This is a genomic window from Shinella oryzae, assembly GCF_023038235.1.
Classification (GTDB): Bacteria; Pseudomonadota; Alphaproteobacteria; order Rhizobiales; family Rhizobiaceae; genus Shinella; species Shinella sumterensis.
This window is the reverse complement of the sequence record NZ_CP081987.1, coordinates 2,831,288-2,857,354: the sequence shown is the minus strand read 5'-3', so window position 1 is coordinate 2,857,354 and position 26,067 is coordinate 2,831,288. Positions and strand designations below refer to the sequence as shown.

The following is a 26,067-nucleotide window of genomic DNA, read 5'->3' as shown; positions in this document are numbered from 1 at the left end:
GCGTCTCCTTCTGGGCGGTCGGCATGGAGCCGGGTGAGGCTGCTCCATCCGGCCGCGAAAAACGTTACGGTACGATCTTGTAGCCGCCGTTTTCTGTCACGAGAATCTCCGCATTGGAAGGGTCCCGCTCGATCTTCTGGCGCAGCCGGTAGACATGGGTCTCCAGCGTATGGGTGGTAACGCCGGAATTGTAGCCCCAGACCTCTTCCAGAAGCACGTCGCGCGTCACCACCTTCTGGTCGGCGCGGTAGAGGTAGCGGATGATCGCCGCTTCCTTCTCGGTGAGGCGGATCTTCTGCCCGTTTTCCAGCGTCAGCAGCTTCTGGCCGGGCTTGAACGTGTAGGGGCCGACGGTGAAGGTGGCGTCCTCGCTGCTTTCGTGCTGGCGCAGCTGGGCGCGGATGCGCGCGAGCAGCACGGCGAAGCGGAAGGGTTTTGTGACGTAATCGTTCGCGCCGGCTTCCAGCCCCAGAATGGTGTCCGAATCGGTGTCGTGCCCGGTCAGCATGATGATGGGCGCCTTGAAGCCGCCCTTGCGCAGCAGCTTCACGGCCTCGCGGCCGTCCATATCCGGCAGGCCGACATCCATGATGAGCAGATCGACCTGGCTGGCGCGCGCGGTCTGGATGCCCTTGCCGGCGGTGGATTCCTCGAGCGTGGAGAATTCCTCGTAGAGCGAAAGCTGCTCGACGAGCGTCTCGCGGAGGTCGTTGTCGTCATCGACAAGAAGGATGGTGCGGGATGTCATGCTTTACCTCTCGGCATTCCTCTGGAAAGTAAGGGAACTGGCGCTTTTGGCAAGCCCGCCCATGGACTTAGCCAAAAGGATCGTGGCGTGGCGCGAATATGGCGGAAGAATATGAGCCGGATCACATCTGATGAACATCGCGTGAAGACCATTCTCGTGCGGCCGGTGGCGGGAAACCGCAGCCGGGCCATCGTGCAGGTCGGGCCGCTGCGCCTGCCCGCAGCGCTCGGTCGCTCGGGCCGCACCAGCCGCAAGCGCGAGGGCGATGGCGCGACACCGATCGCCGCCATGCCGCTGCTCCATGGCTTCCTGCGCGGGGACCGGCTCCGCGCGCCGGCGAGCGGTCTTTCGCTGTGGCGCATCCGGCCGTCCATGCTCTGGTGCGATGCGCCAAGCCATCCGAGCTACAACCGGCTCGTGAGGGCGCCCTTCCGGCCGAGCCATGAGGAGATGCAGCGCGCCGACGAGCTCTACGACATCTGCCTCGTGCTGGACTGGAACGTGACGTCGCGGCGGCGCCATTGCGGCTCGGCGATCTTCTTCCATCTGGCCCGCCCCGGTTACGAACCGACCGCCGGCTGCATCGCCGTGGCCCGGCGCGACATGCTGCGCATCCTGCCGCATCTTCGCCGCGGAACCACGGTGCGCGTTCTTTAAAGTCGCAGGCCGCGGCCCTATATCGGTTGCCGCACCGGCACCGGTCCATGGCGCCGAGAGCCCTCGACGGCTCGGCGCGCCCGCATTTCAGGGAGATATTCCGATGAGCGATCAACCAACAATCCTGTTTCATGACGGCAACAGCATTCCCCAGGTCGGCCTCGGCGTCTGGCAGACCCCGAACGACACGGCCGTGACCGCGGTGAAGGCGGCCCTTTCGGAGGGCTACCGCCATATCGACACGGCGGCGATCTACGAGAACGAGCAGGGGGTGGGCGAGGGTATCCGCGCTTCCGGCGTCGATCGCTCGGAGATTTTTCTGACCACCAAGCTCTGGAACGCGGAACAGGGCTACGACTCGACGCTGAAGGCGTTCGATGCCAGCCTGAAGCGCCTCGGCACCGACTATGTCGATCTCTACCTCATCCATTGGCCGGCGCCGAACCGCGACCGGTATGTCGATACCTGGAAGGCCTTCATCCAGATCCAGAAGGAAGGCCGCGCCCGCTCCATCGGCGTGTCCAACTTCTATCCCGAACATCTCCAGCGCCTGATCGACGAGACCGGCATAACGCCGGTCATCAACCAGATCGAGCTGCATCCGGATTTTCCGCAGGCTGAGGCGCGTGCCTGGCACGACAAGCACCGCATCGTCACGCAATCATGGAGCCCGCTCGGTCAGGGCAAGCTCCTGGAAAACCCTGTCGTGGCGCAGGTCGCCGCGAAGCACGGCCGCACGCCGGCGCAGGTCATCATCCGCTGGCATATCGACAATGGGCTGGTCGTGATCCCGAAATCGGTGACGCCGTCGCGCATCGCCGAGAATTTCAAGGTCTTCGATTTCAAGCTGGATGCCGAGGACATGGCGACGCTCGCCGGCCTTGAGAAGGACGGCAAACGTATCGGGCCGGATCCGAAGACCGCGACGTTCTGATGGATTGAAGAGAGCACCCTCATCCGCCTGCCGGCCCCTTCTCCCCGTTGGAGAGAAGGTGGCCCGGAAGGGCCGGATGAGGGGGATGCCGCAGGTCCTGCCGTCGTTTTTGGGATTACAGCAGCGTCTTCGGCGTGACGAAGGCTTCAAGGCGGCCCGCGCCGGGCGTGACGTCCGCCCAACGCGGGCTGTTGCAGGCAATCACCGCCAGTCCTGCGGTCGGGTACTTCATTCTCATCCGTGCAAGGGCGTCGTGATCGCCCTGTGGCGCGAGCAGGGCGGCCAATGCCTCGAAACCCGGATTGTGCCCGATGACGAGCAGTGTTCCGCTCTCTTCGGGCGCGTCCTGTATCGCCGCGAGAATCGTCGCCGGTTCCGCCTCGTAGATCGATGGCACCGCAAGGGAGGGGCACGCTTCGCCGAGCGTCGGCGCGACCAGCGCCCAGGTCTCCTGCGTGCGCCGGGCGGAAGACACCAGTGCAAAGTCCGGTCGCAGACCGGCGGCGGCGATGTAGGCGCCCATGTGCGGCGCGTCGCGGCGGCCGCGGTCGCTCAGCGGGCGGTCGTGGTCTTCCACGCGGTCGGGCCAGGCCGATTTGGCGTGGCGCAGCAGGAGAAGGCGTTTCACGAAGATCTCCTTTAAAGAAAAAGCCCAAGCAAAGAAAAGGACAAACAAAGAAAAAGGCCGGGAGCATGTCCCGGCCTTTTATCATGATGGCGACGGCGCCAGAGTTACTGCCAGTCGCGGATATCGACGAAGTGGCCGGCAATGGCGGCGGCGGCGGCCATGGCTGGCGACACGAGATGCGTGCGGCCCTTGAAGCCCTGACGGCCCTCGAAGTTGCGGTTCGAGGTGGAGGCGCAGCGCTCGCCCGGCTTCAGGCGGTCGTCGTTCATTGCAAGGCACATGGAGCAGCCCGGCTCGCGCCAGTCGAAACCGGCTTCCTTGAAGATCTTGTCGAGACCTTCCTTCTCGGCCTGTTCCTTCACGAGGCCGGAGCCCGGAACGATCATGGCGTTGACGGTGGAGGCAACCTTCTTGCCTTCCACGACGGCGGCGACGGCGCGTAGGTCCTCGATGCGGCCGTTGGTGCACGAGCCGATGAAGACGCGATCGATGGCGATGTCGGTGATCTTCGTGCCCGGCTTCAGGCCCATGTAATCGAGGGCGCGCCACTTGGACGAACGCTTGGTCTCGTCTTCGATATCGTCAGGGTTCGGCACGACGCCTTCGACGGAGACGACGTCTTCCGGCGAGGAGCCCCAGGACACGATGGGCGGCAGGTTGGCGGCATCCAGAACGACGACGCGGTCGAAATGCGCGCCTTCGTCGGTGTGGAGCGTCTTCCAGTAGTCGAGCGCCATTTCCAGCGCCTTGCCCTTGGGCGCGCGCGGCTTGTCCTTGATGTATTCGAAGGTCTTCTCGTCGGGCGCGATAAGGCCGGCGCGCGCGCCGCCTTCGATCGTCATGTTGCAGACCGTCATGCGGCCTTCCATCGACAGCGAGCGGATCGCCTCGCCGGCGAACTCGATGACGTGGCCGGTGCCGCCGGCCGTGCCGATCTCGCCGATGATGGCGAGGATGATGTCCTTGGCGGTCACGCCTTCCGGCAGCTGGCCGTCGACGCGCACCAGCATGTTCTTGGCCTTCTTCTGGATCAGCGTCTGGGTGGCCAGGACGTGTTCCACTTCCGACGTGCCGATGCCGTGCGCGAGCGCGCCGAAGGCGCCGTGCGTGGAGGTGTGGCTGTCACCGCAGACGATGGTCATGCCGGGCAGGGTGAAGCCCTGCTCGGGGCCGACGATGTGCACGATGCCCTGGCGGACATCCTTTTCCGAATAGTATTCGACGCCGAATTCCGCAGCATTGTTGGCCAGCGCCTCGACCTGGATGCGGCTTTCCTCGTTCTTGATGCCCTGGGCGCGATCCGGCGAGGTGGGAACGTTGTGGTCGACGACGGCGAGCGTCTTGCCCGGCGCGCGCACCTTGCGGCCGGTCATGCGCAGACCTTCGAAAGCCTGCGGCGACGTCACTTCGTGAACGAGGTGACGGTCGATGTAGAGAAGACAGGTGCCATCTTCTTGGCGGCTGACGATATGGTCGTCGAAAATCTTGTCATAGAGGGTACGGGGTGCGCTCATGGCTTTTCATCCGTCTGGCATGTGGAAATGAGGGAGAGGCAGCGCGAGGCTGCGGATCGCAAGGGATCAGGATAGGCGGCTGGTGAGCGCCCCGAAGACACGCGCAAAGAAGCGTGCCGGCAGGCGCTTGTGGTCCTGCAGCACGACGACATGCTTTTCCGTGCATCCGAATTTGGATTCCATGATCCCGCATATAGCGATTTTTACGGGTTTCGGCAATCCACGAAGAATCACGGATGGGCACCGCGCCGCAGCCGTCTTTCCAGCGCCCGCAGCGCCAGCGACAGGCCGATGGTGAGGATGAGGTAGACATAGGCGACGATGGAATAGGTCTCGAAGAAGCGGAAGGATCCGGAGGCATAGACCTTGCCCATCTGCGTGATGTCGGCGACGCCGAGCACGGAGACGAGTGAACTATCCTTCACCATCGCCACGAAATCGTTGCCGAGCGGCGGCAGGATGACGCGGATCGCCTGCGGAAAGACCACCAGCCGGAAGCGCTGGACGCGGGAGAGGCCAAGCGCCTTGGCCGCCTCCACCTGCCCCTTGTCGACCGACTGGATGCCCGCGCGAAAAACCTCGGCGATGAAGGCGGAATAGCCGATCATCAGCGCGATGATCGCCCGCCACATCAGCGAGAGGTCGCGCACCAGCATCGGTTCCATCACGCCGGCGGAGACAAGCGGGCTGATCGCGACATTGATCACGGCCACCAGCGCCGGCGCGCCGACGAAGGCGATGTAGAAGAGCAGCACCAGGACCGGAACGCCCCGGATGACTTCCGTGTAGAAGCGCGCGATCTGGCGCAGCAGCTTGCTTTCGGAAAGCGCCATCAGGGCGATGGCGAGACCGAGCAGGGTGGCGAGCAGGAAGGCGACGAGGGTGACGAAGATCGTCACCCACAGACCCTTCAGGACGATGGAGAAGACCTGCCGGTAGAGATCGTTCGCGACGATGACGCCGGCAAGCGCCAGCGCGATCACGGCAAGGGCAACCAGCCACCAGGGATAGTCACCCTTGTCCGCACCGGGGGAAACGGAGGCCATGCCAGTCCGTCACTCACCCATCTTGTAGTCGAGGAACCATTTCTTGTTGAGCGCGTCGAGCGTGCCGTCCGCCTTGAGCGCGGCGATCGCCGCATTGACGGGCGCGACGAGGTCCGAACCTTTGGGGAAGATGAAGCCGAAATCCTCCGTGCCGAGCGGCTCGCCCACCACCTTGAGCTTGCCACCGGAGGAATCGACATAACCCTTGGCCGCGACGCTGTCGGTCAGGACCAGGTCGACGTCGCCGGCCTGGAGCGCCTGCACCGTGGCGCCGAAGGTCTCGAACAGCTTGATGCGCGGGTTCTGCTCGTTGCCGTCGAGGATTTCGTAGACGGCGGTGTAGAAGGGCGAGGTGCCGGGCTGGGCGGCGATCAGGCCGTCCTTGAGCGCGGCGAAGGACTTGGCGTCCGTGAAGCGGCTTTCATCGGCACGCACCAGCATGAACTGTTGCGAGCGCATATAGGGATCGGAGAAGTCGACTTTCTCCTTGCGGTCGTCCTTGATGGTGATGCCGGTCATGCCGATGTTGTACTGGTTGTCGGAGACGGCCTGGATCATCGCGTCCCAGGAGGTGTTCTGATACTCGACCTTGAAGTTCAGTCGCTTGGCGATTTCGTTCATCGCGTCATATTCCCAGCCGATCTGCTCGCCGGTCTTGGGATCGACGAACTGCAGCGGCGGGTAGGCGTTCTCCGTGACCACGACAACAGTCTTGCCGCCAAGATCGGGCAGATCCGAGGCGAGGGCGACGGCGGGCATGAGGACGGCGGCGGTTAGGCCTGCAAGAACGGTGCGGCGGGAAAACATCGAGCTGAACTCCTGGAATTGTGGCGGCGAAACACTGTCACAGGTTCGGGCGGTGAGGCAAGCACGACGCGTGCGCTGCAAGGCGTTTGCGTAAAACAAAAAGCCGTCGGCCAGGGCCGACGGCTTTCAATTCTTTCAGGTAACTGCCGATTATTCGGCGGCGCCTTCGGCAGCCTTTGCTGCTTCTTCAGCAGCGGCCTTCTCGGCAGCTTCGGCGGCGGCCTTTTCAGCGGCGAGCGCCTGAGCGGCTGCGACCTTCTCGGCTTCCAGGCGTGCCTTTTCTTCGGCAATGGCCTGGCGCTCGGCGTCGTTCAGCTTGCGGGCGCGCGTGCCGACGTTCTCGACGATACGGGCCGACTTGCCGCGACGATCGCGCAGGTAGTAGAGCTTGGCGCGGCGGACCTTACCGCGGCGGACGACTTCGACGCCTTCGACGAGCGGCGAGTAAACCGGGAATACGCGCTCGACGCCTTCGCCGTAGGAGATCTTGCGAACGGTGAAGCTCTCGTTGATGCCGCCGCCCGAACGGGCGATGCAGACGCCTTCATAGGCCTGAACGCGGGTACGCGTGCCTTCCGTAACGCGCACGTTGACGCGAACGGTGTCACCCGGGGAGAATTCCGGCAGGGTGCGCTTGGCTTCAATCTTGGCGGCCTGTTCGGCCTCGAGCTGCTTGATGATGCTCATCGGTCTAACCTTCGGTTGTTCTGAAACAGCCAGAGCGCTCGACGGTCCCTCGGAGGTCATGCCTCGTGTGGTAGTCCGTTGCCGGACGGAGCGGATTCGCCATTCTTTGATTGCAGGTCGGCGGGATAATCCCAAATCCGAGCGGGCCAATACACCAATCGCGCCGCCTTGTCATCCCTTATCCCGGAAGAATCAGGCTCGGGCCATGAATTTTCTCGCCTTGCCGGCTTCCGCGCCTGCCGCTATCAGCAATCGAGGGGAGGCCTTTTCAGGCCTGTGGGAGTGAGATGACGATCGTCGACGCCGTTTTCCTGTTCGTCGCTGGTTTCCTGTCCGGCGTGGTCAACGCCATTGCCGGCGGCGGCACCTTCCTGACCTTCGGCGCGATGACGCTCACCGGCCTGCCGCCGATCGTGGCCAGCGCCACATCCGCCATCACGCAATTTCCCGGTTATGTCACCTCCACGCTCGCCTATGCGCGCGAAATCCGCGCGGACAAGCGCGAGGCGATTGTGCTCGGCGCATGGTCGCTGGGGGGCGGGCTGATCGGCGCGCTCATCCTGGTCTCGATGTCGAACGCCGCCTTCCGCGTGCTCGTTCCCTGGCTGATCCTCGGCGCGACGCTGGTCTTCGCGGCGGGGCCCTATCTGCGGCCGAAGACGCTTTCGCCGGAAAAGCCGGTTTCGCCGGCGGGGCTTGCGGGACAGTTCGTGACCTCGATCTATGGCGGGTTCTTCGGCGCGGGCATGGGCATCATGACGCTCGCGGTGCTGGGCCTCACCAAGGGCGGTGATTACCACCGGCTGAACGCGCTCAAGAATTTCCTCGCGCTCGTCATCGCCGGCATGGCGATCGTCGTCTTCGCGAGCGGCGACGTGGTGGCCTGGCCGCAGGCCGCGATCATGGTGCCGGCCGGGGCCATCGGGGGCTATGCCGGCGTATGGGCGGCGCGGCGCGTGCCGCAGCCGGTCATTTGCGGCCTTGTCGTCGCGGTGGGACTGGCGCTGACGGTCTATTATTTCGTGATGGGCTGAGCGGCCAGAAGGTCGGGCCGGCGTTCGCGCGTCAGCTTCAGCGCTTCCTCGGAACGCCATTTCTCGATCGCCGCGTGGTTGCCTGACGTGAGCACCGCGGGAATTTCGCGCTCTTCCCAGACCTGCGGGCGGGTATAGTGCGGATGCTCCAGCAGGCCGCCCTCGAAGCTCTCGTGTTCGCCCGACAGGGCATTGCCCATCACGCCGGGCAGGATGCGCACGACGGCGTCGAGCAGGATCATGGCCGCCGGCTCGCCGCCCGAGAGGATGTAATCGCCAATCGAGACCTCCTCCAGACCGCGCCCCTCGATGACGCGCTGGTCGACACCCTCGAAGCGGCCGCAGACGATGATGGCGCCGTCGCCGGCCGCCAGTTCGCGCACGCGCTTCTGGGTGAGCGGCCGGCCGCGCGGGCTCATCAGCAGGCGGGGGCGGTCGTCGCCTTCGCCGGCATGGTCGATGGCCCTGGCGAGCACATCGGGCTTCAGCACCATGCCCGCGCCGCCGCCGGCCGGCGTATCGTCGACGGAGCGGTGCCGGTCGGTGGCGAAATCACGGATTTGCACGCAGTCCAGCGCCCAGTCGCCGCGCGCAAGGGCCTTGCCGGACAGCGACTGGCCGAGCAGGCCCGGAAACATTTCCGGATAGAGGGTCAGGACGGTGGCGCGGAAAGCCACGTCATTCACCGCCGTCGGACGTCGGCGGGCGGCGGCGACGGCTGCCCGGCCCATTGTCCTTCTCGTCGTCCACCAGGCCGGCGGCGACGGGATCGATCAGCAGGCGGCCGCCTTCGACATCGATCTCCAGCACGGCGGCTTCGGAGAAGGGGATGAGCACCGGGCGCTTGCCGGGGCCCTTGAGTTCCAGCAAGTCACCGGCGCCGAAATCGAAGATGCCCGTGACGGTGCCGTGGCTGCGGCCGCTCTCGTCGACGGCTTCCAGCCCTTCGAGATCGGCATAGAAGAACTCGTCCTCGTCCAGCTCCTCGTCCGGCAGGTTGTCGCGCTCGATATAGAGGTCGAGGCCGTTCAGCGCCTCGGCGGCGTTGCGGTCGTTGATGCCGCGGAAGCGCACGACGACCACGTTCTTCGCCTCGCGGATCTCCAGCACCTCGAAGGAACGGCCGTCCTCGGTATGCAGGTGGCCGTAATCGCCGATTGCGGTGGGGTCGATGGTGTAGGATTTCACGCGGACTTCGCCACGCAGGCCCTGCGCGGCGCCGATGCTGCCCATGAGGATGGGATTTTCCAGTTTCACCATGGTGGCTTCCGAGCGTTCTATCGTTCCGGTTTCAAATGAGAGCGGGCGAAGACGCTTTACGACGTTCCGCGCCGCGCTCCAAACGAAAACGGGCGGCATGAGACACGCCGCCCGCTTCCAGATGGTCTTGCCGTCGATTATTCGGCGGCAGCAGCAGCGGCGTCTTCTTCCTTCTGCTTCTTCTCGGCGGCGCGCTCGACGGCCTTCTTGCCCGGCTTTGCCTTGTTCGGGTTGTTGCGGGCTTCGCGCTTCAGAACGCCGGCGTCGTCCAGGAAGCGGGCAACGCGGTCGGTCGGCTGTGCGCCCTTGGCAATCCATTCCTTGGCGCGGTCGGCGTCGATCTGGACGCGGTTGGCGTCGTCCTTGGCGAGCATCGGGTTCCAGGCGCCGAGGCGGTCGAGGAAGCGGCCGTCACGCGGCGAACGGGCGTCGGCAACGACGATCTGGTAGTACGGACGCTTCTTGGAGCCACCGCGGGCGAGACGAATTTTCAGGGACATGTTTTTCTCCTTCGATGTGGTGAGCCTGCGCTTGGTTTACGCAGGAGCATTCTGGTTTGCACCGCTGTGTTCAGCGGCAATGGCTTCATGATGCCGGATCACCTCGCGGATGATGAAGTTCAGGAACTTCTCCGCGAAATCCGGATCCAGATTGGCGTCCTTCGCCAGGCGGCGGAGGCGTTCGATCTGGTATTCTTCGCGCGCCGGATCGGCCGGCGGCAGTTCATGCGTCGCTTTCAGCACGCCCACCGCCTGGGTGCAGCGGAAGCGCTCGGCGAGCATATGCACGAGGGCGGCGTCGATATTGTCGATCGACTGCCGGTACTGGCCCAGCTGTTCTTTGATCTTCGGATCGATGCTCATGCCTCAGCCCCTCACTTCTTCTTCGGCAGGCCGGGCAGGCCCGGAAGGCCGCCAAGGCCGGGAAGGCGACCGCCGCCGAGACCCGGTAGTCCGCCGCCGCCCAGACCCGGCATGCTGCCCGGCTTGATGCCGGCGGCCTCGGCCTGCTTGGCCAGCGCCTCGAGCTGCTTGGGGTCCATCTTCGACAGGTCCGGCATGCCGCCGCCAAGGCCGCCGAGGCCCATCTTGCCGGCAAGCCCGCCCATCATCTGCTTCATCATGCCGCCCTTCTTGCCGCCCATCATCTTCATCATGTCCGCCATCTGGCGGTGCATCTTGAGAAGCTTGTTGATGTCGGAGGCATCGGTGCCGGAGCCGGCGGCGATGCGCTTCTTGCGGGAATGCTTGAGGATATCGGGGTTGGCGCGCTCTGCCTTGGTCATCGAATTGATGATGGCGATCTGGCGGCCGAACAGCTTGTCGTCGAGGCCGGCGGCCGACATCTTGTCCTTCATGCCGGCCATGCCGGGCATAAGCCCCATGATGCCGCCCATGCCGCCCATCTTCTGCATCTGGCGCAGCTGGTCGGCGAGGTCGTTCAGGTCGAACTTGCCCTTGGCCATCTTGGCGGCCATGGCGGCCGCCTTCTCGGCGTCGATGTTCTCAGCCGCCTTCTCGACGAGCGAGACGATGTCGCCCATGCCGAGGATGCGGTCGGCGACGCGGCGGGGGTGGAATTCCTCCAGCTCGCCCATCTTCTCGCCGACGCCGATCAGCTTGATCGGCTTGCCGGTGACGGCGCGCATGGAAAGGGCCGCACCGCCGCGGCCGTCGCCGTCCATACGGGTGAGCACGAGGCCGGTGATGCCGACGCGCTCGTCGAAATTGCGGGCGAGGTTGACGGCGTCCTGGCCGGTCAGCGCATCGGCGACGAGCAGGATTTCATGCGGATTGGACTTCCGCTTGATCTCCGCCATCTCGATCATCAGCGGCTCGTCGATATGGGTGCGGCCGGCGGTGTCGAGGATGACGACGTCATGGCCGCCGAGCTTGGCGGCTTGCACGGCGCGCGCGGCGATATCGGTCGGCGACTGGCCGGCGATGATGGGCAGCGTGTCGATGCCGGTCTGCACGCCGAGCTGGCGAAGCTGCTCCTGCGCGGCCGGACGGCGCGTGTCGAGCGAGGCCATCAGGACCTTCTTCTTGTCGCGCGTGGTCAGCCGGTTGGCGATCTTGCCCGACGTGGTCGTCTTGCCCGAGCCCTGGAGGCCGACCATCATGATGACGACGGGGGCAGCCGCGTTGAGGTCGATCGAAACGCCCTCGGAGCCGAGCATCGAGACCAGCTCGTCATGCACCAGCTTGACGACCATCTGGCCGGGCTTGATGGACTTCAGGATCTCGGCGCCGACGGCCTTTTCGCGCACCGCATCGGTGAAGGAACGCACCACTTCCAGCGCCACGTCCGCTTCCAGAAGCGCACGGCGGACCTCGCGCAGCGCTGCCGAGACATCGGCCTCGGAAAGCGCGCCACGGCCTGTCAGTCCATTCAGAATGGAGCCAAGGCGGTCCTGGAGTGTTTCAAACATCACGTCTTCCTTCTTGTTTCCGTGTTCGCCGGAAACGTCGGTGCTATCGGCGACGAAAACAAGACGCAAAGCCAAAAAGCACCCGAGGGCGCATCGCGCTGTCGGGTGTTGACCTCCGGGATCTCTTTATACCTTCGCGGGTCCCGGTCGGCGGCTTCAAGCATTCTCACTTGTCGCTGATGGCGCGGCTTTAACCCCATCGGGGCCGGAAAGTCAAGGACATCACCCAAATCCGGCTCGTCGTCACATTTGCGCGAGCGCGCGCCGCGCCGTTGCGGCAAAAGGCGCGCACACCTATCTTCTGGCGATGAATCGTCGCAAATTTCTCAAATGGTCAGGCATAGGTGCTCTCGCGATGCCTGCGGGCGGCGCGGCCGCGAGCACGGGCCGGGCGGCGAACCGCTATTATGACGGCCCCGTCAGCGACCATTTCGACGGAACGCGCTTCTTCAATCCCGATGGCGAGGAGCCGAACAATTTTGTCGAGCTGCTGCGCTGGCAATTCGGTGGCGGACGCGTGGCCTGGCCGACCGACTGGCCGAGCCCGTTTCCGCCGGCGGTGCCGGAGGCGCGGGTCGAGGGTGATCGCCTTGTCGTGACCATGGTGGGCCATGCTACAATCCTGATCCAGACCGCCGGCCTCAACATCCTGACCGACCCCGTCTGGAGCGACCGGGCGAGCCCTTTGCCCTTTGCCGGGCCCAAGCGCGTCAATCCGCCGGGCATCCGGCTCGCCGACCTGCCGAAGATCGACATCGTGCTCGTCACGCACAACCACTACGACCATCTCGACCTCGCGACGCTGAAAACGCTGGCCAGGCGGGACGATTGCCTGATCTTCACGCCGCTCGGCAATGACAGGATCATCGGACCGGCCGCCGGCAAGGGGCGCGTCACGACCATGGACTGGGGCGGCAGCACGCCCTTGACGGCTGATGTGACGCTTCATTGCGAACCGTGCCACCACTGGTCGGCGCGCGGGCTGGCCGATCGCCGCATGGCGCTGTGGTCGGCCTTCCTCATCGAGACGCCGGGCGGAAAGATCTACCATATCGGCGATACCGGCTTTCACCGGGGCATCAACTACCGGGCTATCCGCGAGAAGCATGGGTCGATCCGCCTCGCCAACCTGCCCTTCGGCGCCTACGAACCGCGCTGGTTTATGCGCCCGCAGCACCAGAATCCGGATGAGGCGGTGCAGGGCATGGTGGCGAGCGGTGCCGCCTTTGTCGCCGGCCATCACTGGGGCACGTTCCGGCTGACCAACGAGGGCGTGGACGAACCGCTGGCGGCATTGGAAAGTGCGCTGGATGCGGCCGGCATCGGGCGCGAACGTTTTCGCGCTTTGAGGCCCGGCGAGATGTTTGAGGTTCCCCGCTCCACCGTCTGAGCAAAGTACTGGAAATCCGCGGGCTTTTCCGCCATATACGGCCCAACGGGCCACCTTGGGCCCAATCGGGCAGGCGCAATGACAGAAACGGTCGAATTCGCAAGGATGAACGGGCTGGGAAACATGATCCTGGTCGTGGACATGCGCGGCCGTCCGGATGTCGTCACGCCGGCGGCGGCGATCGCGCTCAATGCCGACCCCGCGACGCGCTTCGACCAGATCATGGCGATCCACGATCCGAAGGTCGACGGCACCGATGCCTTCATCGATATCCTGAATTGCGACGGCACGCGGGCGCAGGCCTGCGGCAACGGCACACGCTGCGTGGTGCAGGCGCTGGCCGCCGAGACGGGCAAGAAGGCCTTCACCTTCCAGACCGTTGCCGGCATCCTGAACGCCGTCGAGCACGCGGACGGCACGATTTCCGTCGACATGGGCAAGCCGGTCTTCGAATGGGACCGCATTCCGCTCGCCGAGGAATTCTACGATACGAGCCGGATCGAGCTGCAGATCGGGCCGATCGACGATCCCGTGCTGCATTCGCCCTCGGTCATGTCGATGGGCAATCCACATGCGATCTTCTGGGTCGACCGCGACCCGATGAGCTTCGATCTCGACCGGTTCGGCCCGCTGCTCGAAAACCACCCGATGTTCCCGGAAAAGGCGAATATAACGCTGGCGCAGGTGACCTCGCCGAACACGATGACGACGCGCACCTGGGAGCGCGGCGCGGGGCTGACGCTCGCCTGCGGATCGGCCGCCTGCTCGGCGGGTGTTTCGGGCGCGCGCACCGGCCGCACGGGCCGCACGGTGGAGATCACCGTCGCCAGCAGCCCGAACCGCGGCAAGCTCACCATCGAATGGCGCGAAGACGATCATGTCGTCATGACCGGCCCCGCCGAATGGGAATGGTCGGGCATGCTTGATCCCACAACCGGCGCGTTCTGCCGGGATGACGCCGAGGCGGCCGCCCTTTGAGCGGGGTCGAGGTCATAACCTTCGGCTGTCGGCTCAACACCTACGAATCGGAAGTGATGCGTGCGGAAGCCGAGAAGGCGGGGCTGAACAATGCCGTGCTGGTGAACACCTGTGCGGTGACCGGTGAGGCCGTGCGCCAGGCGCGGCAGGCGATCCGCCGTGCGCGCCGCGACAATCCGCACGCCCGCATCATCGTCACCGGCTGCGCCGCGCAGACCGAAAGCGAGACCTTCGCCGGCATGCCGGAAGTGGATGCCGTGCTCGGCAACGAGGAGAAGCTGAAAAGCGCCTCCTATCGCCGTTTGCCGGATTTCGGCGTCTCGGCGGAAGAGAAGCTTGTTGTCAACGACATCATGAGCGTGCGGGAAACCGCGCCGCAGATGGTGAAGCTCATCGACGGCCATGTGCGCGCCTTCGTGCAGGTGCAGAACGGCTGCGACCACCGCTGCACCTTCTGCATCATCCCCTATGGTCGCGGCAATTCGCGCTCGGTGCCGATGGGCGCGGTGGTGGAGCAGGCGCGCAAACTCGTCGAGAGCGGCTATTGCGAAATCGTATTGACCGGCGTGGACGCGACCAGCTACGGCGCCGACCTGCCCGGAAAACCGAGCCTCGGCCTGCTTGCCAAGACGCTTTTGAAGCAGGTGCCGGAGATCCGGCGCCTGCGGCTTTCCTCCATCGACAGCATCGAGGCGGACGACCATCTCTGGGACCTGATTTCCGACGAGCCGCGTTTCATGCCGCATCTGCATCTGTCCTTGCAGCACGGCGACGACATGATCCTCAAGCGCATGAAGCGCCGCCATTCGGCCGCCGACGCGCGCGCCTTCTGCGGCCGCGTGCGCGATCTGCGCCCTGAGGCGAGCTTCGGCGCCGACATGATCGCCGGTTTTCCGACGGAAACGGAGGAGATGTTCGCCAATGCCGCGCGGCTTGCGCAGGATTGCGGCATCGCGCATCTGCACGTCTTTCCCTATAGCCCGCGCCCGGGAACGCCGGCCGCGCGCATGCCGCAGCTCGACCGGGCGCTGGTCAAGGAGCGTGCGGGGCGCCTGCGCGAGACTGGAAAACGGCTCGCGGAGGCCCATCTCGTCTCCATGATCGGGAGAGAGGAAATGATCCTCGTCGAGAACAACGGCCTTGCCCACACAGAAAACTTCACGCTTGTCGATGCCGCGGGTCTCAAGCCGCGCGACCTTGTGCCGGTGACGATCACCGGCCACAATGGAAAGCACCTGACGATGCGGCCCGTAACCGCCTTCTCGCATAACTAGCGGACACCTTTCATGGCCCTCGGCTTCATCAAGAAGATCTTCACCTTCGGAAAAGACACCGCGCCCGAGCAGAAGCCGGAGGCGGAGGTTCCCGCCGTCGTGCCTGACGATGTGGCGGTGGCGCCTGCGCCGATTACCGAAGGGCCCGTCGCGACGGAAGAGCGCGACGCGCTGCTCGACGAGGCCGAGGCCGCCAATCCGGAGGCCGGCAGCCACGTTCCCGACGAGCCGGAGCCGGATATCTATCCGCTGCCGCACGCGCCGAACCTGCCGGTCGCCAAGGACCCGGTCGCGCCGGCCGAGATGGAAACGGCGGGCGGGCCTTCGGACGACGTTCCGGCAGAGGCAATCGAAGACCCGACGCCCGACGAGGAACCGGACGCGCCGAGCGAAGACATCGAGGTGGTGGAGGAGCCCGTTGCTCCTGTCGAAGATGTCGTTGAGCCGGAAGAAAGCGTTGCGCCGGCCGAAGAGCAGGCCGTGGCCGCGGCAGCCGAGGATCCCGTTCTGGAAGAGGCTGTTTCCGTCGAGCCGAAGGCGCTGCCCAAGGGCTTTGCCACGGCTGAAAGCAAGCCCGTCGCCGAGGTGGCGGCGCCGGAGCCGAAGCGCACGTGGTTCCAGCGCCTGCGCGAGGGGCTTTCGCGCACCTCCTCGCAGCTCACGGGGCAGATCACCAGCCTTTTCACAAAGCGCAAGCTCGACGACGACACGTTGCAGGATCTGGAGGATCTGCTGATCCAGGCCGATCTCGGTGTGGAGACGGCGCTGCGCATCACCGATACGCTGGCGTCCGAGCGCTACGGCAAGGATGTGACGGGCGCCGACGTCTCGCGCATCATGGCAAGCGAGATCACCAAGGTGCTCGCGCCGGTCGCAAGGCCGCTGGAACTCGACCTCAATCACAAGCCGCATGTCATTCTCGTCGTCGGCGTGAACGGCACGGGCAAGACCACGACCATCGGCAAGCTCGCCGCAAAACTCTCCGGCGCGGGCCTCAAGGTGATGCTCGCCGCCGGCGATACGTTCCGTGCGGCGGCCATCGAGCAGCTGAAGATATGGGCGGAGCGCACCGGCTCGGAGATCGTCTCCTCCAAGCTCGGCGCCGATGCGGCGGGCCTCGCCTACGAGGCCTATGAGCGGGCGAAGGAAAGCAAGAGCGACGTGCTGATCATCGACACCGCCGGGCGGCTCCAGAACAAGACGGAGCTGATGGCTGAACTGGAGAAGATCGTGCGCGTGCTCGGCAAGCTCGATCCGGACGCACCGCACACCGTGCTCCAGACGCTCGATGCCACGACCGGCCAGAACGCCATGAACCAGGTCGAGATTTTCCGCAACGTCGCGGGCGTCTCGGGCCTGATCATGACAAAATTGGACGGTACGGCCCGCGGCGGCATTCTTGTGGCGATCGCCGCCAAGCACAAGCTGCCGGTCTATTTCATCGGTGTCGGGGAAGGGATCGACGATCTCGAACCCTTCGAGGCCAAGGATTTCGCGGAAGCGATTGCAGGAGTACAGGCATGAGCAAGGCAACGATGGACGCCCCGGCAAAGACGGAGGAGAAGGTCAGCCCGCTCCTCAAGATGGTGCTGGAACTCGGCCCGCTCGTCGTGTTCTTCTTCGCCAATTCGCGCGGCGAATGGCTGGCCGCGCACTTTCCCGTGCTGGCCGAAATGGGCGGCCCGATCTTTATCGCCACCGGGCTTTTCATGGCCGCGACGGCGATCGCGCTCATCGTCTCCTGGATCTTGACGCGCACGCTGCCGATGATGCCGCTCATCTCGGGCATCGTGGTCTTCGTTTTCGGAGCGCTGACGCTCTGGCTGCAGAACGACACCTTCATCAAGATGAAGCCCACCATCGTCAACACGCTGTTCGGCGCGATCCTGCTCGGCGGGCTTCTGTTCGGCAAATCGCTGCTCGGCTACGTCTTCCATGCCGCCTTCAAGCTCACCGACGAGGGCTGGCGCAAGCTGACGCTGCGCTGGGGCCTGTTCTTCCTCTTCCTGGCCGTGCTGAACGAGGTCGTCTGGCGCTCGTTCTCGACCGATTTCTGGGTGGCGTTCAAGGTCTGGGGCACGATGCCCATCACCATCGTCTTCACGCTTGCCCAGATGCCGCTCATCATGCGCTATTCCGCCGACCAGACGGAAGAGGGCAAGGTGTCCTGAGGTTTTGCGCCGGCCAGAAGATTCCATCAGAAAATGTGATTGAACGACCGAAGTCCGACAATTGATCTGGCCGGGCGATTTGCCTAGAAAGGCCAAAATTCGTTCAAGGGAGAGACTTCATGCGCCACCTTTTGCTCGCCTGTGCGGCAACGCTTGCCCTTTCGCTGCCTGCAAAGGCCGAAAACGTCACGGTTGCCGTAACCGCCATCGTCGAACATCCGGCGCTGGATGCGGTGCGCGACGGCGTGAAGGAAACGCTGGAAGCGGCAGGCTACAAGGACGGCGAGAACCTGAAGTTCCTCTACGAGTCGGCGCAGGGCAACCCCGCGACGGCGGCGCAGATCGCCCGCCAGTTCGTCGGTGAGGATCCGACGGTGATCGTGCCGATCTCCACGCCGTCGGCCCAGGCCGTCGTGTCCGCGACAAAGGACATTCCCGTGGTCTTCACGGCGGTTTCCGATCCGCTCGGCGCGCAGCTCGTCACCGACATGGACAAGCCGGGCGGCAACGTGACGGGCCTCTCCGACATGTCGCCGGTCGCCGAACATCTCGCGCTGATCAAGGAAATCCTGCCGGAGGCGAAGACCATCGGCTATCTCTACAATTCTGGTGAGGCGAACTCCGTTTCGCTGCTTGCCGTGCTGAAGGCCGAAGCGGAAAAGGCCGGCCTCACCGTCGTCGAATCCGCCGCCACCAAGTCCGCCGAAGTGCAGGGCGCTGCCCGCGCGCTGGTCGGCCGTGCCGACGCGATCTACATCCCGACGGACAACACGATCATCTCCGCGCTGGAAGGCGCGGTCGCCGTTGCCGAGGAAGCCAAGCTGCCGCTCTTCACCGCCGACACGGATTCCGTCTCTCGCGGCGCCATCGCGGCCCTCGGCTTCAACTACAAGGACGTGGGCAAGCAGACGGGCGACATCGTCGTGCGCATCCTCAAGGGCGAGCAGCCGGGTGATATCGCCGTGAAGGTTGCCGCCGGCACGGATCTCGTCGTCAACAAGGGCGCGGCGACCAAGATGGGCGTCACGCTTCCCGAAGCCGTCGTCGGCCGCGCGACCCGCGTCATCGACTAAACGCGGGCCCCCCGCGCATCGCCAATCGGAATCAACCGCTGCCGGATCGCCCGGCAGCGGTTGATCTGTTAAGAGGACCCGACCCGCATGCCTGCGGGAGGTGACCCAAGAGAAAGCCGAGAACCGTGAGCCTGATTGCCTTCTGGGGTGCCGTCGAACTGGGGCTGGTCTATGCCTTCGTCGCGATCGGCGTTTACCTTGCCTTCCGCGTGCTGGATTTTCCAGACCTGACCGTCGACGGGTCGTTTCCGCTGGGGGCCGCCGTGGCCGCCGTGCTGATCATCGCGGGCGTCAATCCGTGGCTGGCCGCCGCGGTCGCCATGGTGGCGGGCGCGCTGGCGGGGCTGGTGACGGCCGTGCTGAACGTGCGGTTCCGCATTCTCAACCTGCTCGCGTCGATCCTGACGATGATCGCGCTCTTCTCCGTCAACCTGCGTGTGATGGGCAAGCCGAACGTCGCGCTGATCAATGCCGAGACGATGATCAGCCCGTTCTTCGGCCATGGCCTGCGGGATTTCTATGTCCGCCCGCTGTTCGTCGGCGTCCTCGTCGTCATCGCGGTCATTGTGGTCTGGCGCTTCCTTGAAAGCGATGCCGGCCTTTCGATGCGCGCGACCGGGGCTAACGCCCGCATGGCGCGCGCGCAGGGCGTCAACACCAACAAGCAGATCTATCTGGGGATTGCGCTTTCCAACGCGCTCGTCGCGCTCGGCGGCGCGCTGTTTGCCCAGACCAACGGCTTTGCCGACGTGACGTCGGGTGTGGGCACGATCGTCGTCGGCCTTGCCGCCGTCATCATCGGCGAGACGCTGTTCGGCGCGCGCGGCATCCTGATCGCGCTGATCGGCTGCGTCGTCGGCTCGATCCTCTACCGCATCGCCATCCAGCTTGCGCTGTCGTCCGATATTCTGGGCCTCCAGGCCTCGGACCTCAACTTCGTGACGGCGCTGCTCGTCACCGTGGCGCTTGTTCTGCCGCGCCTTCGCCGCGGAGGAGCCGCCTGATGATTTCTGTTTCCGATATCAAGGTCACCTTCGGCAAGGGCACGCCGCTGCAGAAGCAGGCGCTGAACGGCGTCAGCCTCACCATCGAGGAGGGGCAGTTCGTCACGGTCATCGGCTCCAACGGTGCGGGCAAGTCCACGCTGCTCGGCGTTCTCGCGGGCGACGTGATCGCGACCGAAGGCAAGGTGACAATCGGCACGGCCGATGTCACGCGACAGGGCACGGCCGCTCGTGCGGGCCGCGTCGCGCGCGTCTTCCAGGATCCGCTGACGGGAAGCTGCGGTGCGCTCTCGATCGAGGAGAACCTGGCGCTCGCCGCCCGTCGCGGCGAACGGCGCGGGCTTGCCTCCGCGCTTGGCCCACAGCGGCGCGCGCTCTTCCGCGACCGCATCGCCGAGCTCAATCTCGGGCTTGAGAACCGCATGCGCGACCGCATGGACCTGCTCTCCGGCGGCCAGCGTCAGGCGGTCTCGCTCGTTATGGCCACGCTTGCCGGTTCCGACGTGCTGCTGCTCGACGAACACACGGCGGCGCTCGATCCGGGCATGGCCGAGTTCATCATGACCCTCACGCAGAAGATCGTTTCGGAGCGCAAGCTGACGACGCTGATGGTGACGCATTCCATGCGCCAGGCGCTCGATTACGGCCACCGCACGGTGATGCTGCACGGCGGCGAGATCGTGCTGGATGTGGCCGGCGACAGCCGCAAGACGCTGCAGGTCGAGGATCTCATCGCGATGTTCCGCAAGATGCGCGGCCAGACGCTGGATGACGACGCCCTGCTGATCGGCTGAGGGATCTGCAATAGGCGGTTCGACCTTCCGCGTCAGCGCGCCTGTGTGAGGAAGATCTTCATCGCGAAGACCGAGAACACGCCGGCGAAGGTGTAGTCGATGCCGCGCAGCACCTTCGGGTTCTGCTGAAGCCAGGCGGCCAGCTTGTCTGCCGCCAGCACGACCATGGCATTGACCGGCATGCCGATCAGGATGAAGAAGACGCCGAAGAAGATGAGCTTGCCGGTGACGTGCGGGTCGCCCGCCGAAACGAACTGCGGCAGGAAGGTCATGAAGAAGATGATGACCTTGGGATTGAGCAGGTTCACCCAGAAGCCCGTCGAGATATTGGCGAGTGCGGTGCCGCGCGGGCCCGTCGCGGCCTTCACCGTGAAGTTCGAACCGTGGCGGATGGCCTGCACGGCAAGCCACAGCAGGTAGGCCGCGCCGCCGGTCTTGAGGATCATGAAGGCGGTGGGCGAGGCGGTGATGAGAGCCGCGATGCCGAAAGCCACGAGCAGCGTGTGCACGCAGATGCCGAGCCCGGTGCCCAGAACGACGAACAGCGCGGCGCCGCGCCCTTGCGACAGCGCCCGGCTGATCGACAATGTCATGTCGGGGCCAGGGGTGGCGGCGAGCAGCAGGCTTGCCGCGGAAAAGGCGAGCAGTGTCGGGAGCGTGGGCAGGAAGTCCATGGCAAGGGTCTCGAAAGCCGGAAAGGTCGAAAACTCTTATCCGGCTTTCCGCCGATTACCAATCAAAGCTTGTTATGGCCCGTCACGTCTCTTCCACGAAGGCGCGAAATTCCTCCGCATAGTCGGGGTGCCAGCGCGACAGCGGCGGGCGGTTTTCGATGACGTCGCCGATCGCCCATGCCATGCGGCGTTCGTCGAGCGCGCGCGGCACGTCGTTATCGGGGCAGAGGATATAGAAATCGCCGCGTTCCAGGCTGTCCATCATGAAATCGACGGTCTGCGCCGGTGTCCAGGCGGCATCCGGCTTTTCCGTGCGGTCGCCCTTCGTGAGCGCGGTATAGACAAAGCCGGGGATGAGGAGATGGGCGGAAAGCCTCGCACCCTCGGTGTTGCGCAGCTCGTGCTGCAGCGCCTCGGTGAAGACCTTCACGCCGGATTTGGAGACATTATACGCGGGATTGCCGGGTGGTGTGGTAATGCCCTGCTTGGAGCCGGTGTTGATGATCAGTCCGGGCTCGCCATGGGCCAGCATGTTGGGCCCGAAGACCTGCGTGCCGTGGATGACGCCCATGAGGTTGACGGCGAGGATGTGGTCCCAGTTCGCCTCGGCGCTGAAGATCGACGTGTCCGGCTGGATGCCGGCATTGTTCATGAGCACATGAACGCGGGCGAAACGCTGCTGGACGGCGTGTTCCAGCGCTTCCAGCTCGTGGCGGTGCGCGACGTCGGTCTCCACCGCCATGATGTTGGCCTCGCCGGCGATGGCCTCGAGCTCGGCACGCGCCTCGGCAAGCTGGTCGGCATTGCGGTCGGCGATCGTCACGAACATGCCGGCCTCGGCAAAGCGCCGTGCGGCGGCAAGGCCGATCCCGGAGGCGCCGCCGGTGATGACGGCGACATTGGCTTCCTTGATGATGTCCTTGAGGTCGGTCATGGGTTCATCCCCTTCCATGGTCCTGTCTGCGCAATATGGGGTCGCCCGCGGCGGCGTCAAACCCTGCTTGCGGCAGGATGCGGCGGGCATCGCCCTTGCGTCACGCGCCAATCTCGCTAAAAGTGCCCGCGAAACCGGGCCTTCGCGGGTTTGCGGCGTCCCTCATGCAACGGACCTCATCATCATGGCATCACATAAAGACGTAAAGAAAGTCGTGCTGGCCTATTCCGGCGGCCTCGATACCTCGATCATCCTGAAGTGGCTTCAGACCGAACTCAACGCGGAAGTCGTGACGTTCACGGCCGACCTCGGCCAGGGCGAAGAGCTGGAGCCGGCGCGCAAGAAGGCCGAGATGCTGGGCATCAAGGAGATCTTCATCGAGGATGTGCGCGAGGAATTCGTGCGCGATTTCGTCTTCCCGATGTTCCGTGCCAATGCGGTCTATGAAGGCGTCTACCTGCTCGGCACGTCGATCGCCCGCCCACTGATCTCCAAGCACCTGATCGAGATCGCCGCCAAGACCGGCGCCGACGCCATCGCGCATGGCGCGACCGGCAAGGGCAACGACCAGGTCCGCTTCGAGCTTTCGGCCTATGCGCTGAACCCCGACATCAAGATCATCGCCCCCTGGCGCGACTGGTCGTTCAAGAGCCGCACGCACCTGCTCGAATTCGCCGAGCAGCACCAGATCCCGGTCGCCAAGGACAAGAAGGGCGAAGCGCCGTTCTCGGTCGACGCCAACCTGCTGCACTCGTCGTCCGAGGGCAAGGTTCTGGAAGATCCGGCCATCGAAGCCCCCGAATACGTGCATATGCGCACCATTTCGCCGGAAGCCGCACCCGACAAGGCGACCATCATCAAGGTCGGCTTCGAGCGCGGCGATGCCGTATCGATCAACGGCGTGCGCATGTCGCCGGCGACGCTGCTGGCCGCGCTCAACACGTACGGTCGTGACAACGGCATCGGCCGTCTCGACCTCGTCGAGAACCGCTTCGTCGGCATGAAGTCGCGCGGCGTCTACGAGACGCCCGGCGGCACGATCCTGCTTGCCGCGCATCGCGCCATCGAGAGCATCACGCTCGACCGCGGTGCCGCGCATCTCAAGGACGAGCTGATGCCGCGCTACGCGGAACTGATCTATTACGGCTTCTGGTTCTCGCCGGAGCGCGAGATGCTGCAGGCGCTGATCGACAAGAGCCAGACCCATGTCGAGGGCGAAGTGACGCTGAAGCTCTACAAGGGCAATGTCATGGTAATCGGCCGTGAGTCGGACAAGTCGCTCTATTCCGACAAGCTCGTCACCTTCGAAGACGACCAGGGCGCCTACGATCAGAAGGACGCCGCCGGCTTCATCAAGCTGAACGCACTGCGCCTGCGCACGCTCGCCGCCCGCAACAAGCGCGGCTGATCGCGAAGGCATCCATATGGAAAGGCCCGCTGCCGGGGACGGCAGCGGGCCTTTTTCATTCCGCGGGTCTTACGGCCGCGGTTTTACCCGCAAGGGCCTGCTCGCGCGCACACCGCACGATGCCAGGCGTAGGCCAGAACCGCCATGAGGCCCATGGACGGGATGATGATGCCGAAGGCGAAGAGCGGCTTGCCGATGGCGGCGGCGATCACGCCGGCTAGGAAGCCGGAGCCCATCTGGATAAAGCCCATCGCCGCCGATGCCGAGCCGGCAATATGGGGGAAGGGTTCCATGGCGGCGGTCATCATGTAGGGCATGACGAAGGCGATGCCGAAGGCATAGAGACCGACCGGGCCCATGACGCTGAGAAAGGTCGGTTGCGCCAGCACATGCGATGCCAGCACGATGAGGATGCTCGCGGTGCCGATGGAACAGAGGCCTGCGATGACGATCCCGTTGGCCGTGAGCCGGCGCATCAGGAGTCGCACGGCGACGGTGCCGAGGAAGAAGAAGCCGGACTGCATGAGCATGCCGACGCCGAACTGGGTGGGTGTCAGCCCGACGCGATCGATGAGAATGAAGGGCAGCATGGTCGCCTGGCCGTAAAGGGCGCCCAAGGCGCCCGCTATCACCAATGTCGCCGACAGAAAGCGCGGGCTGGTGGCGATGGTGCGGTAGGCGCTCAGGATCGGCCGGATATGGCCCCGGGTGGGATCGGGCGTCGTCGTCTCGGCCATGCAGAAATAGACGATGCCGCAGGCCGATAGCGCGAAGCCCACCATCAGGAAGAAGATCGACTGCCAGCCGAACAGGCCGAGTGCGAAACCGCCGAGCGTCGGCGACACGGCCGGGCCGATGGCCAACATCATGCCCACCATGTTCATGATGCGGGCGGCCTCGCTGCCGGTGAACTGGTCGCGCACGATGGCGCGCGAGACGGTCGTGCCGACCGAAACGCCGATGCCCTGCACGAGGCGGCCGGCCAGCAGCACGTCCACGGTCGGCGCGAAGGCCGCCATCAGGCTGCCGATGAGGTAGACGGACAGGAAGATCAGCGTCGTCTTTCGCCGTCCGAGCACGTCGGACATGGTGCCGGACACCAGCTGCGAGAGCGCGAAACCCGCGAAATAGAAGGAGAGCGTCAGCTTGATCGCCGATTCGGTCGAGGCAAAGGCGTGCACCAGCTCCGGCATGGCGGGCGTATAGAGCGCCATGGAAACGGGGCCGATGGCGACCAGGAAGGCGCTGATGATGGAGGTGCGGCGCTCGCTCATGCGGGCCCGGGTCATCGTCCGGTCTCCCGGGCCAGCGTCAGGGCGGCGTCGTCTTCTTCCAGAGCCGAGAGGTTGGCGCGCAGCAGCTTCAGGCGCCCATGGATCTGCGCCAGCTCGTCTGCGCCTATGCCGCTCGTCACCTGCTGCATCAGTTCGAGCTGTTCCGTGCGGATGCCCGTTGTCAGCGCGCTGGCGGCGGGGGTGGTGAAGATCAGCTTGGCGCGCCGGTCGGCCGGGTCCGGCCGCCGTTCGATGAGGCCGAGGCTCTGGAGGCGGTCGAGATAGGTGGAGAGCGTCATCGGTTCGATGCCCATGCGCTGGGCGATATCGAACTGGCGGCTGCCTTCCAGCGAGGCGATGCGGACGAGTGTGCGGGCCTCGCCCGGTGTGAGGCCGAGACCGGCGGAGGCGATGCGCCGCTCGAAGGCACTTCTCAACATGCGTGCGACATCGATGAGGACGAAGCCGAGTGCATCGGGATCGGGACGGGACGACATGAACGCTTTCCAATGTATATTATAAGCCTTGCTTACGATTTCACAGGGTTTGCCGCAACCGGGAAAGTCGGCTTTCCTTTGCATGGCTGCCTTGCAGCGCGACGGCGAGGCTCTTCGCGCCCATCTTGACGAATCCCCTGATAGCGCTGAGATTGAACCATCTCTTGGGGGCAACCATGACAGCCACGATGTTCTTCGGCGCCTTTATGGCCGCCCTTCTCTACGTGCTCATTCCCGGACCGGCTTTCCTCGCGCTTCTCGGCATCGGCGCGGGGCAAGGGCGCAAGGCGGGCGCGCTTTTCATGGGCGGGCATCTGGCGGGCGACCTGCTCTGGTCGGCACTGGCGCTGGTGGCCATCGTCGGAGCCAGAACGATCGGCACGACGGTGTTCGACGTGCTCGGCCTTCTGTGCGGCTTCTATCTGGCATGGATCGGCTGGTCGGCACTGCGGGCGAAGCCGCGTCAGGACGGCAGTGCCGTGATGACGGTGGAGCGGCCGCTGCGGCGCGGCCTCGTCTTCGGGCTCACCAATCCGAAGGGCTATCCGGTGGCGCTGGCCACGTTCACGGCGCTGCTGGCGGGGTCCTCCAACGCGCTCGATTTTTCCGCGCTGCCGGCTTTGCTTGGCGTGTCCTTCTTCGGCTTCCTTGTGGCCGATGTCATCCTGATCGGGATCATCGGCGCAGGCCTGGTGCGGCGCTTCTATCGCCGCCATGAGCTCGCCATCGTGCGCCTGTCGGGCCTGCTCTTCATGGGCTTTGCCGTCCAGGCCATCTGGCACGCGGCGCCCGGCCTCTTCGGCTGGCGCAAGGCTTAGATCATTTCCGGTGAACTCTGGTTCACCGGAAA

At 64.9% G+C, this 26,067-nt stretch carries 28 protein-coding genes; 13 read left to right on the top strand and 15 right to left on the bottom strand.

Annotated elements, in window-relative coordinates; all coding sequences use genetic code 11:
• Positions 1-64 precede the first annotated feature (64 nt).
• Positions 65-748, bottom strand: coding sequence for a response regulator transcription factor (locus K6301_RS13965; RefSeq protein WP_134649267.1), 684 nt, complete (start codon positions 746-748; stop codon positions 65-67).
• Positions 749-859: 111 nt separating this feature from the next.
• On the opposite strand from K6301_RS13965, the gene K6301_RS13960 reads away from it, so the two are divergent.
• Both K6301_RS13960 and K6301_RS13955 read left to right on the top strand, forming a co-directional pair.
• Positions 860-1,405, top strand: coding sequence for a L,D-transpeptidase family protein (locus tag K6301_RS13960; RefSeq protein WP_425475346.1), 546 nt, complete (start codon positions 860-862; stop codon positions 1,403-1,405).
• Positions 1,406-1,508: 103 nt separating this feature from the next.
• The gene (locus K6301_RS13955) at positions 1,509-2,339 is read left to right on the top strand and encodes an aldo/keto reductase (RefSeq protein ID WP_247217756.1); all 831 of its coding nucleotides are present in this window, start codon (positions 1,509-1,511) and stop codon (positions 2,337-2,339) included.
• Between the two features lie 115 nt (positions 2,340-2,454).
• On the opposite strand, the gene K6301_RS13950 is transcribed toward K6301_RS13955, so the two are convergent.
• The 5 genes from K6301_RS13950 to rplS form a co-directional block, all read right to left on the bottom strand.
• A complete protein-coding gene (locus tag K6301_RS13950) occupies positions 2,455-2,967 on the bottom strand; it encodes a SixA phosphatase family protein (protein WP_247217754.1) in 513 nt (170 codons plus the stop codon).
• Positions 2,968-3,071: 104 nt separating this feature from the next.
• A complete protein-coding gene (gene leuC / locus K6301_RS13945) occupies positions 3,072-4,481 on the bottom strand; it encodes a 3-isopropylmalate dehydratase large subunit (protein WP_160872101.1) in 1,410 nt (469 codons plus the stop codon).
• Positions 4,482-4,711: 230 nt separating this feature from the next.
• Positions 4,712-5,527, bottom strand: coding sequence for an amino acid ABC transporter permease (locus tag K6301_RS13940; RefSeq protein ID WP_247217752.1), 816 nt, complete (start codon positions 5,525-5,527; stop codon positions 4,712-4,714).
• Between the two features lie 9 nt (positions 5,528-5,536).
• Positions 5,537-6,334: a basic amino acid ABC transporter substrate-binding protein gene (locus K6301_RS13935; protein ID WP_247217750.1), complete on the bottom strand. Its 798-nt coding sequence runs from the start codon at positions 6,332-6,334 to the stop codon at positions 5,537-5,539.
• 150 nt (positions 6,335-6,484) lie between these two features.
• Complete coding sequence (gene rplS / locus K6301_RS13930; protein WP_134649275.1) at positions 6,485-7,021, bottom strand: 50S ribosomal protein L19; 537 nt, start codon at positions 7,019-7,021, stop codon at positions 6,485-6,487.
• 287 nt (positions 7,022-7,308) lie between these two features.
• Between rplS and K6301_RS13925 the strand changes: the two genes are divergently transcribed.
• Positions 7,309-8,055 carry a sulfite exporter TauE/SafE family protein gene (locus K6301_RS13925; protein ID WP_247217748.1) on the top strand — a complete coding sequence of 249 codons (747 nt, stop codon included), beginning with the start codon at positions 7,309-7,311 and terminating at the stop codon, positions 8,053-8,055.
• Here the strand turns inward: K6301_RS13925 and trmD are convergent.
• The 5 genes from trmD to ffh form a co-directional block, all read right to left on the bottom strand.
• Positions 8,037-8,732, bottom strand: coding sequence for a tRNA (guanosine(37)-N1)-methyltransferase TrmD (gene trmD / locus K6301_RS13920; RefSeq protein ID WP_247220623.1), 696 nt, complete (start codon positions 8,730-8,732; stop codon positions 8,037-8,039). The genes K6301_RS13925 and trmD overlap by 19 nt on opposite strands.
• 1 nt (position 8,733) lies before the next feature.
• The gene (gene rimM, locus K6301_RS13915; RefSeq protein WP_247217746.1) at positions 8,734-9,315 is read right to left on the bottom strand and encodes a ribosome maturation factor RimM; all 582 of its coding nucleotides are present in this window, start codon (positions 9,313-9,315) and stop codon (positions 8,734-8,736) included.
• Between the two features lie 137 nt (positions 9,316-9,452).
• Positions 9,453-9,815, bottom strand: a complete 363-nt coding sequence (rpsP, locus tag K6301_RS13910; RefSeq protein ID WP_134649278.1) for a 30S ribosomal protein S16 — start codon at positions 9,813-9,815, stop codon at positions 9,453-9,455.
• Between the two features lie 36 nt (positions 9,816-9,851).
• Complete coding sequence (locus K6301_RS13905; protein ID WP_134649279.1) at positions 9,852-10,178, bottom strand: chorismate mutase; 327 nt, start codon at positions 10,176-10,178, stop codon at positions 9,852-9,854.
• A gap of 11 nt (positions 10,179-10,189) precedes the next feature.
• Positions 10,190-11,746, bottom strand: a complete 1,557-nt coding sequence (gene ffh / locus K6301_RS13900; protein WP_247217744.1) for a signal recognition particle protein — start codon at positions 11,744-11,746, stop codon at positions 10,190-10,192.
• Between the two features lie 307 nt (positions 11,747-12,053).
• On the opposite strand from ffh, the gene K6301_RS13895 reads away from it, so the two are divergent.
• The 8 genes from K6301_RS13895 to K6301_RS13860 all read left to right on the top strand — a co-directional run bounded on the left by K6301_RS13895 (position 12,054) and on the right by K6301_RS13860 (position 20,430).
• Positions 12,054-13,136, top strand: coding sequence for an MBL fold metallo-hydrolase (locus K6301_RS13895; RefSeq protein WP_247217741.1), 1,083 nt, complete (start codon positions 12,054-12,056; stop codon positions 13,134-13,136).
• A gap of 78 nt (positions 13,137-13,214) precedes the next feature.
• Complete coding sequence (gene dapF / locus K6301_RS13890; RefSeq protein WP_247217739.1) at positions 13,215-14,114, top strand: diaminopimelate epimerase; 900 nt, start codon at positions 13,215-13,217, stop codon at positions 14,112-14,114.
• Positions 14,111-15,388, top strand: a complete 1,278-nt coding sequence (mtaB, locus tag K6301_RS13885; RefSeq protein ID WP_247217737.1) for a tRNA (N(6)-L-threonylcarbamoyladenosine(37)-C(2))-methylthiotransferase MtaB — start codon at positions 14,111-14,113, stop codon at positions 15,386-15,388. The genes dapF and mtaB overlap by 4 nt, the downstream gene beginning before the upstream one ends.
• 12 nt (positions 15,389-15,400) lie before the next feature.
• Positions 15,401-16,912, top strand: a complete 1,512-nt coding sequence (gene ftsY, locus K6301_RS13880) for a signal recognition particle-docking protein FtsY (RefSeq protein WP_247217735.1) — start codon at positions 15,401-15,403, stop codon at positions 16,910-16,912.
• The gene (locus tag K6301_RS13875; protein ID WP_370340540.1) at positions 16,909-17,559 is read left to right on the top strand and encodes a septation protein A; all 651 of its coding nucleotides are present in this window, start codon (positions 16,909-16,911) and stop codon (positions 17,557-17,559) included. The genes ftsY and K6301_RS13875 overlap by 4 nt, the downstream gene beginning before the upstream one ends.
• A gap of 119 nt (positions 17,560-17,678) precedes the next feature.
• On the top strand, positions 17,679-18,632 hold the full coding sequence (locus K6301_RS13870) for an ABC transporter substrate-binding protein (RefSeq protein ID WP_160872092.1): 954 nt from the start codon (positions 17,679-17,681) through the stop codon (positions 18,630-18,632).
• A gap of 125 nt (positions 18,633-18,757) precedes the next feature.
• Entirely contained in the window at positions 18,758-19,636 is an 879-nt protein-coding gene (locus K6301_RS13865; RefSeq protein ID WP_134649287.1) for an ABC transporter permease, read from the top strand.
• Positions 19,636-20,430 (top strand): ABC transporter ATP-binding protein, encoded by a 795-nt coding sequence (locus K6301_RS13860; protein WP_134649288.1) that lies wholly within the window; start codon positions 19,636-19,638, stop codon positions 20,428-20,430. Before K6301_RS13865 ends, K6301_RS13860 begins: the two co-directional genes overlap by 1 nt.
• A gap of 32 nt (positions 20,431-20,462) precedes the next feature.
• Here the strand turns inward: K6301_RS13860 and K6301_RS13855 are convergent, their stop codons facing one another.
• Both K6301_RS13855 and K6301_RS13850 read right to left on the bottom strand, forming a co-directional pair.
• Entirely contained in the window at positions 20,463-21,104 is a 642-nt protein-coding gene (locus tag K6301_RS13855; protein WP_247217733.1) for a LysE family translocator, read from the bottom strand.
• Positions 21,105-21,186: 82 nt separating this feature from the next.
• The gene (locus tag K6301_RS13850) at positions 21,187-22,038 is read right to left on the bottom strand and encodes an SDR family NAD(P)-dependent oxidoreductase (protein WP_247217731.1); all 852 of its coding nucleotides are present in this window, start codon (positions 22,036-22,038) and stop codon (positions 21,187-21,189) included.
• Between the two features lie 184 nt (positions 22,039-22,222).
• Here K6301_RS13850 and K6301_RS13845 point away from each other — a divergent pair, with 184 nt between their 5' ends.
• Positions 22,223-23,446 (top strand): argininosuccinate synthase, encoded by a 1,224-nt coding sequence (locus K6301_RS13845; RefSeq protein WP_160872091.1) that lies wholly within the window; start codon positions 22,223-22,225, stop codon positions 23,444-23,446.
• 83 nt (positions 23,447-23,529) lie between these two features.
• On the opposite strand, the gene K6301_RS13840 is transcribed toward K6301_RS13845, so the two are convergent.
• Both K6301_RS13840 and K6301_RS13835 read right to left on the bottom strand, forming a co-directional pair.
• On the bottom strand, positions 23,530-24,735 hold the full coding sequence (locus K6301_RS13840) for a multidrug effflux MFS transporter (protein WP_247217729.1): 1,206 nt from the start codon (positions 24,733-24,735) through the stop codon (positions 23,530-23,532).
• Positions 24,732-25,217: a MarR family winged helix-turn-helix transcriptional regulator gene (locus tag K6301_RS13835; protein WP_247217727.1), complete on the bottom strand. Its 486-nt coding sequence runs from the start codon at positions 25,215-25,217 to the stop codon at positions 24,732-24,734. Before K6301_RS13835 ends, K6301_RS13840 begins: the two co-directional genes overlap by 4 nt.
• 176 nt (positions 25,218-25,393) lie before the next feature.
• Between K6301_RS13835 and K6301_RS13830 the strand changes: the two genes are divergently transcribed.
• Positions 25,394-26,035 carry a LysE family translocator gene (locus K6301_RS13830; protein ID WP_247217725.1) on the top strand — a complete coding sequence of 214 codons (642 nt, stop codon included), beginning with the start codon at positions 25,394-25,396 and terminating at the stop codon, positions 26,033-26,035.
• The last annotated feature ends 32 nt before the right edge of the window (positions 26,036-26,067 follow it).

Excerpts from the sequence above, each read along its gene's own strand:
- K6301_RS13965 (WP_134649267.1), bottom strand. The coding sequence starts at position 748 with ATGACATCCCGCACCATCCTTCTTGTCGATGACGACAACGACCTCCGC.
- K6301_RS13960 (WP_425475346.1), top strand. The coding sequence starts at position 860 with ATGAGCCGGATCACATCTGATGAACATCGCGTGAAGACCATTCTCGTG.
- K6301_RS13955 (WP_247217756.1), top strand. The coding sequence starts at position 1,509 with ATGAGCGATCAACCAACAATCCTGTTTCATGACGGCAACAGCATTCCC.
- leuC (WP_160872101.1), bottom strand. The coding sequence starts at position 4,481 with ATGAGCGCACCCCGTACCCTCTATGACAAGATTTTCGACGACCATATC.
- K6301_RS13940 (WP_247217752.1), bottom strand. The coding sequence starts at position 5,527 with ATGGCCTCCGTTTCCCCCGGTGCGGACAAGGGTGACTATCCCTGGTGG.
- K6301_RS13935 (WP_247217750.1), bottom strand. The coding sequence starts at position 6,334 with ATGTTTTCCCGCCGCACCGTTCTTGCAGGCCTAACCGCCGCCGTCCTC.
- rplS (WP_134649275.1), bottom strand. The coding sequence starts at position 7,021 with ATGAGCATCATCAAGCAGCTCGAGGCCGAACAGGCCGCCAAGATTGAA.
- K6301_RS13925 (WP_247217748.1), top strand. The coding sequence starts at position 7,309 with ATGACGATCGTCGACGCCGTTTTCCTGTTCGTCGCTGGTTTCCTGTCC.
- rimM (WP_247217746.1), bottom strand. The coding sequence starts at position 9,315 with ATGGTGAAACTGGAAAATCCCATCCTCATGGGCAGCATCGGCGCCGCG.
- rpsP (WP_134649278.1), bottom strand. The coding sequence starts at position 9,815 with ATGTCCCTGAAAATTCGTCTCGCCCGCGGTGGCTCCAAGAAGCGTCCG.
- K6301_RS13905 (WP_134649279.1), bottom strand. The coding sequence starts at position 10,178 with ATGAGCATCGATCCGAAGATCAAAGAACAGCTGGGCCAGTACCGGCAG.
- ffh (WP_247217744.1), bottom strand. The coding sequence starts at position 11,746 with ATGTTTGAAACACTCCAGGACCGCCTTGGCTCCATTCTGAATGGACTG.
- K6301_RS13895 (WP_247217741.1), top strand. The coding sequence starts at position 12,054 with ATGAATCGTCGCAAATTTCTCAAATGGTCAGGCATAGGTGCTCTCGCG.
- dapF (WP_247217739.1), top strand. The coding sequence starts at position 13,215 with ATGACAGAAACGGTCGAATTCGCAAGGATGAACGGGCTGGGAAACATG.
- ftsY (WP_247217735.1), top strand. The coding sequence starts at position 15,401 with ATGGCCCTCGGCTTCATCAAGAAGATCTTCACCTTCGGAAAAGACACC.
- K6301_RS13875 (WP_370340540.1), top strand. The coding sequence starts at position 16,909 with ATGAGCAAGGCAACGATGGACGCCCCGGCAAAGACGGAGGAGAAGGTC.
- K6301_RS13870 (WP_160872092.1), top strand. The coding sequence starts at position 17,679 with ATGCGCCACCTTTTGCTCGCCTGTGCGGCAACGCTTGCCCTTTCGCTG.
- K6301_RS13860 (WP_134649288.1), top strand. The coding sequence starts at position 19,636 with ATGATTTCTGTTTCCGATATCAAGGTCACCTTCGGCAAGGGCACGCCG.
- K6301_RS13855 (WP_247217733.1), bottom strand. The coding sequence starts at position 21,104 with ATGGACTTCCTGCCCACGCTCCCGACACTGCTCGCCTTTTCCGCGGCA.
- K6301_RS13850 (WP_247217731.1), bottom strand. The coding sequence starts at position 22,038 with ATGACCGACCTCAAGGACATCATCAAGGAAGCCAATGTCGCCGTCATC.
- K6301_RS13845 (WP_160872091.1), top strand. The coding sequence starts at position 22,223 with ATGGCATCACATAAAGACGTAAAGAAAGTCGTGCTGGCCTATTCCGGC.
- K6301_RS13840 (WP_247217729.1), bottom strand. The coding sequence starts at position 24,735 with ATGACCCGGGCCCGCATGAGCGAGCGCCGCACCTCCATCATCAGCGCC.
- K6301_RS13835 (WP_247217727.1), bottom strand. The coding sequence starts at position 25,217 with ATGTCGTCCCGTCCCGATCCCGATGCACTCGGCTTCGTCCTCATCGAT.
- K6301_RS13830 (WP_247217725.1), top strand. The coding sequence starts at position 25,394 with ATGACAGCCACGATGTTCTTCGGCGCCTTTATGGCCGCCCTTCTCTAC.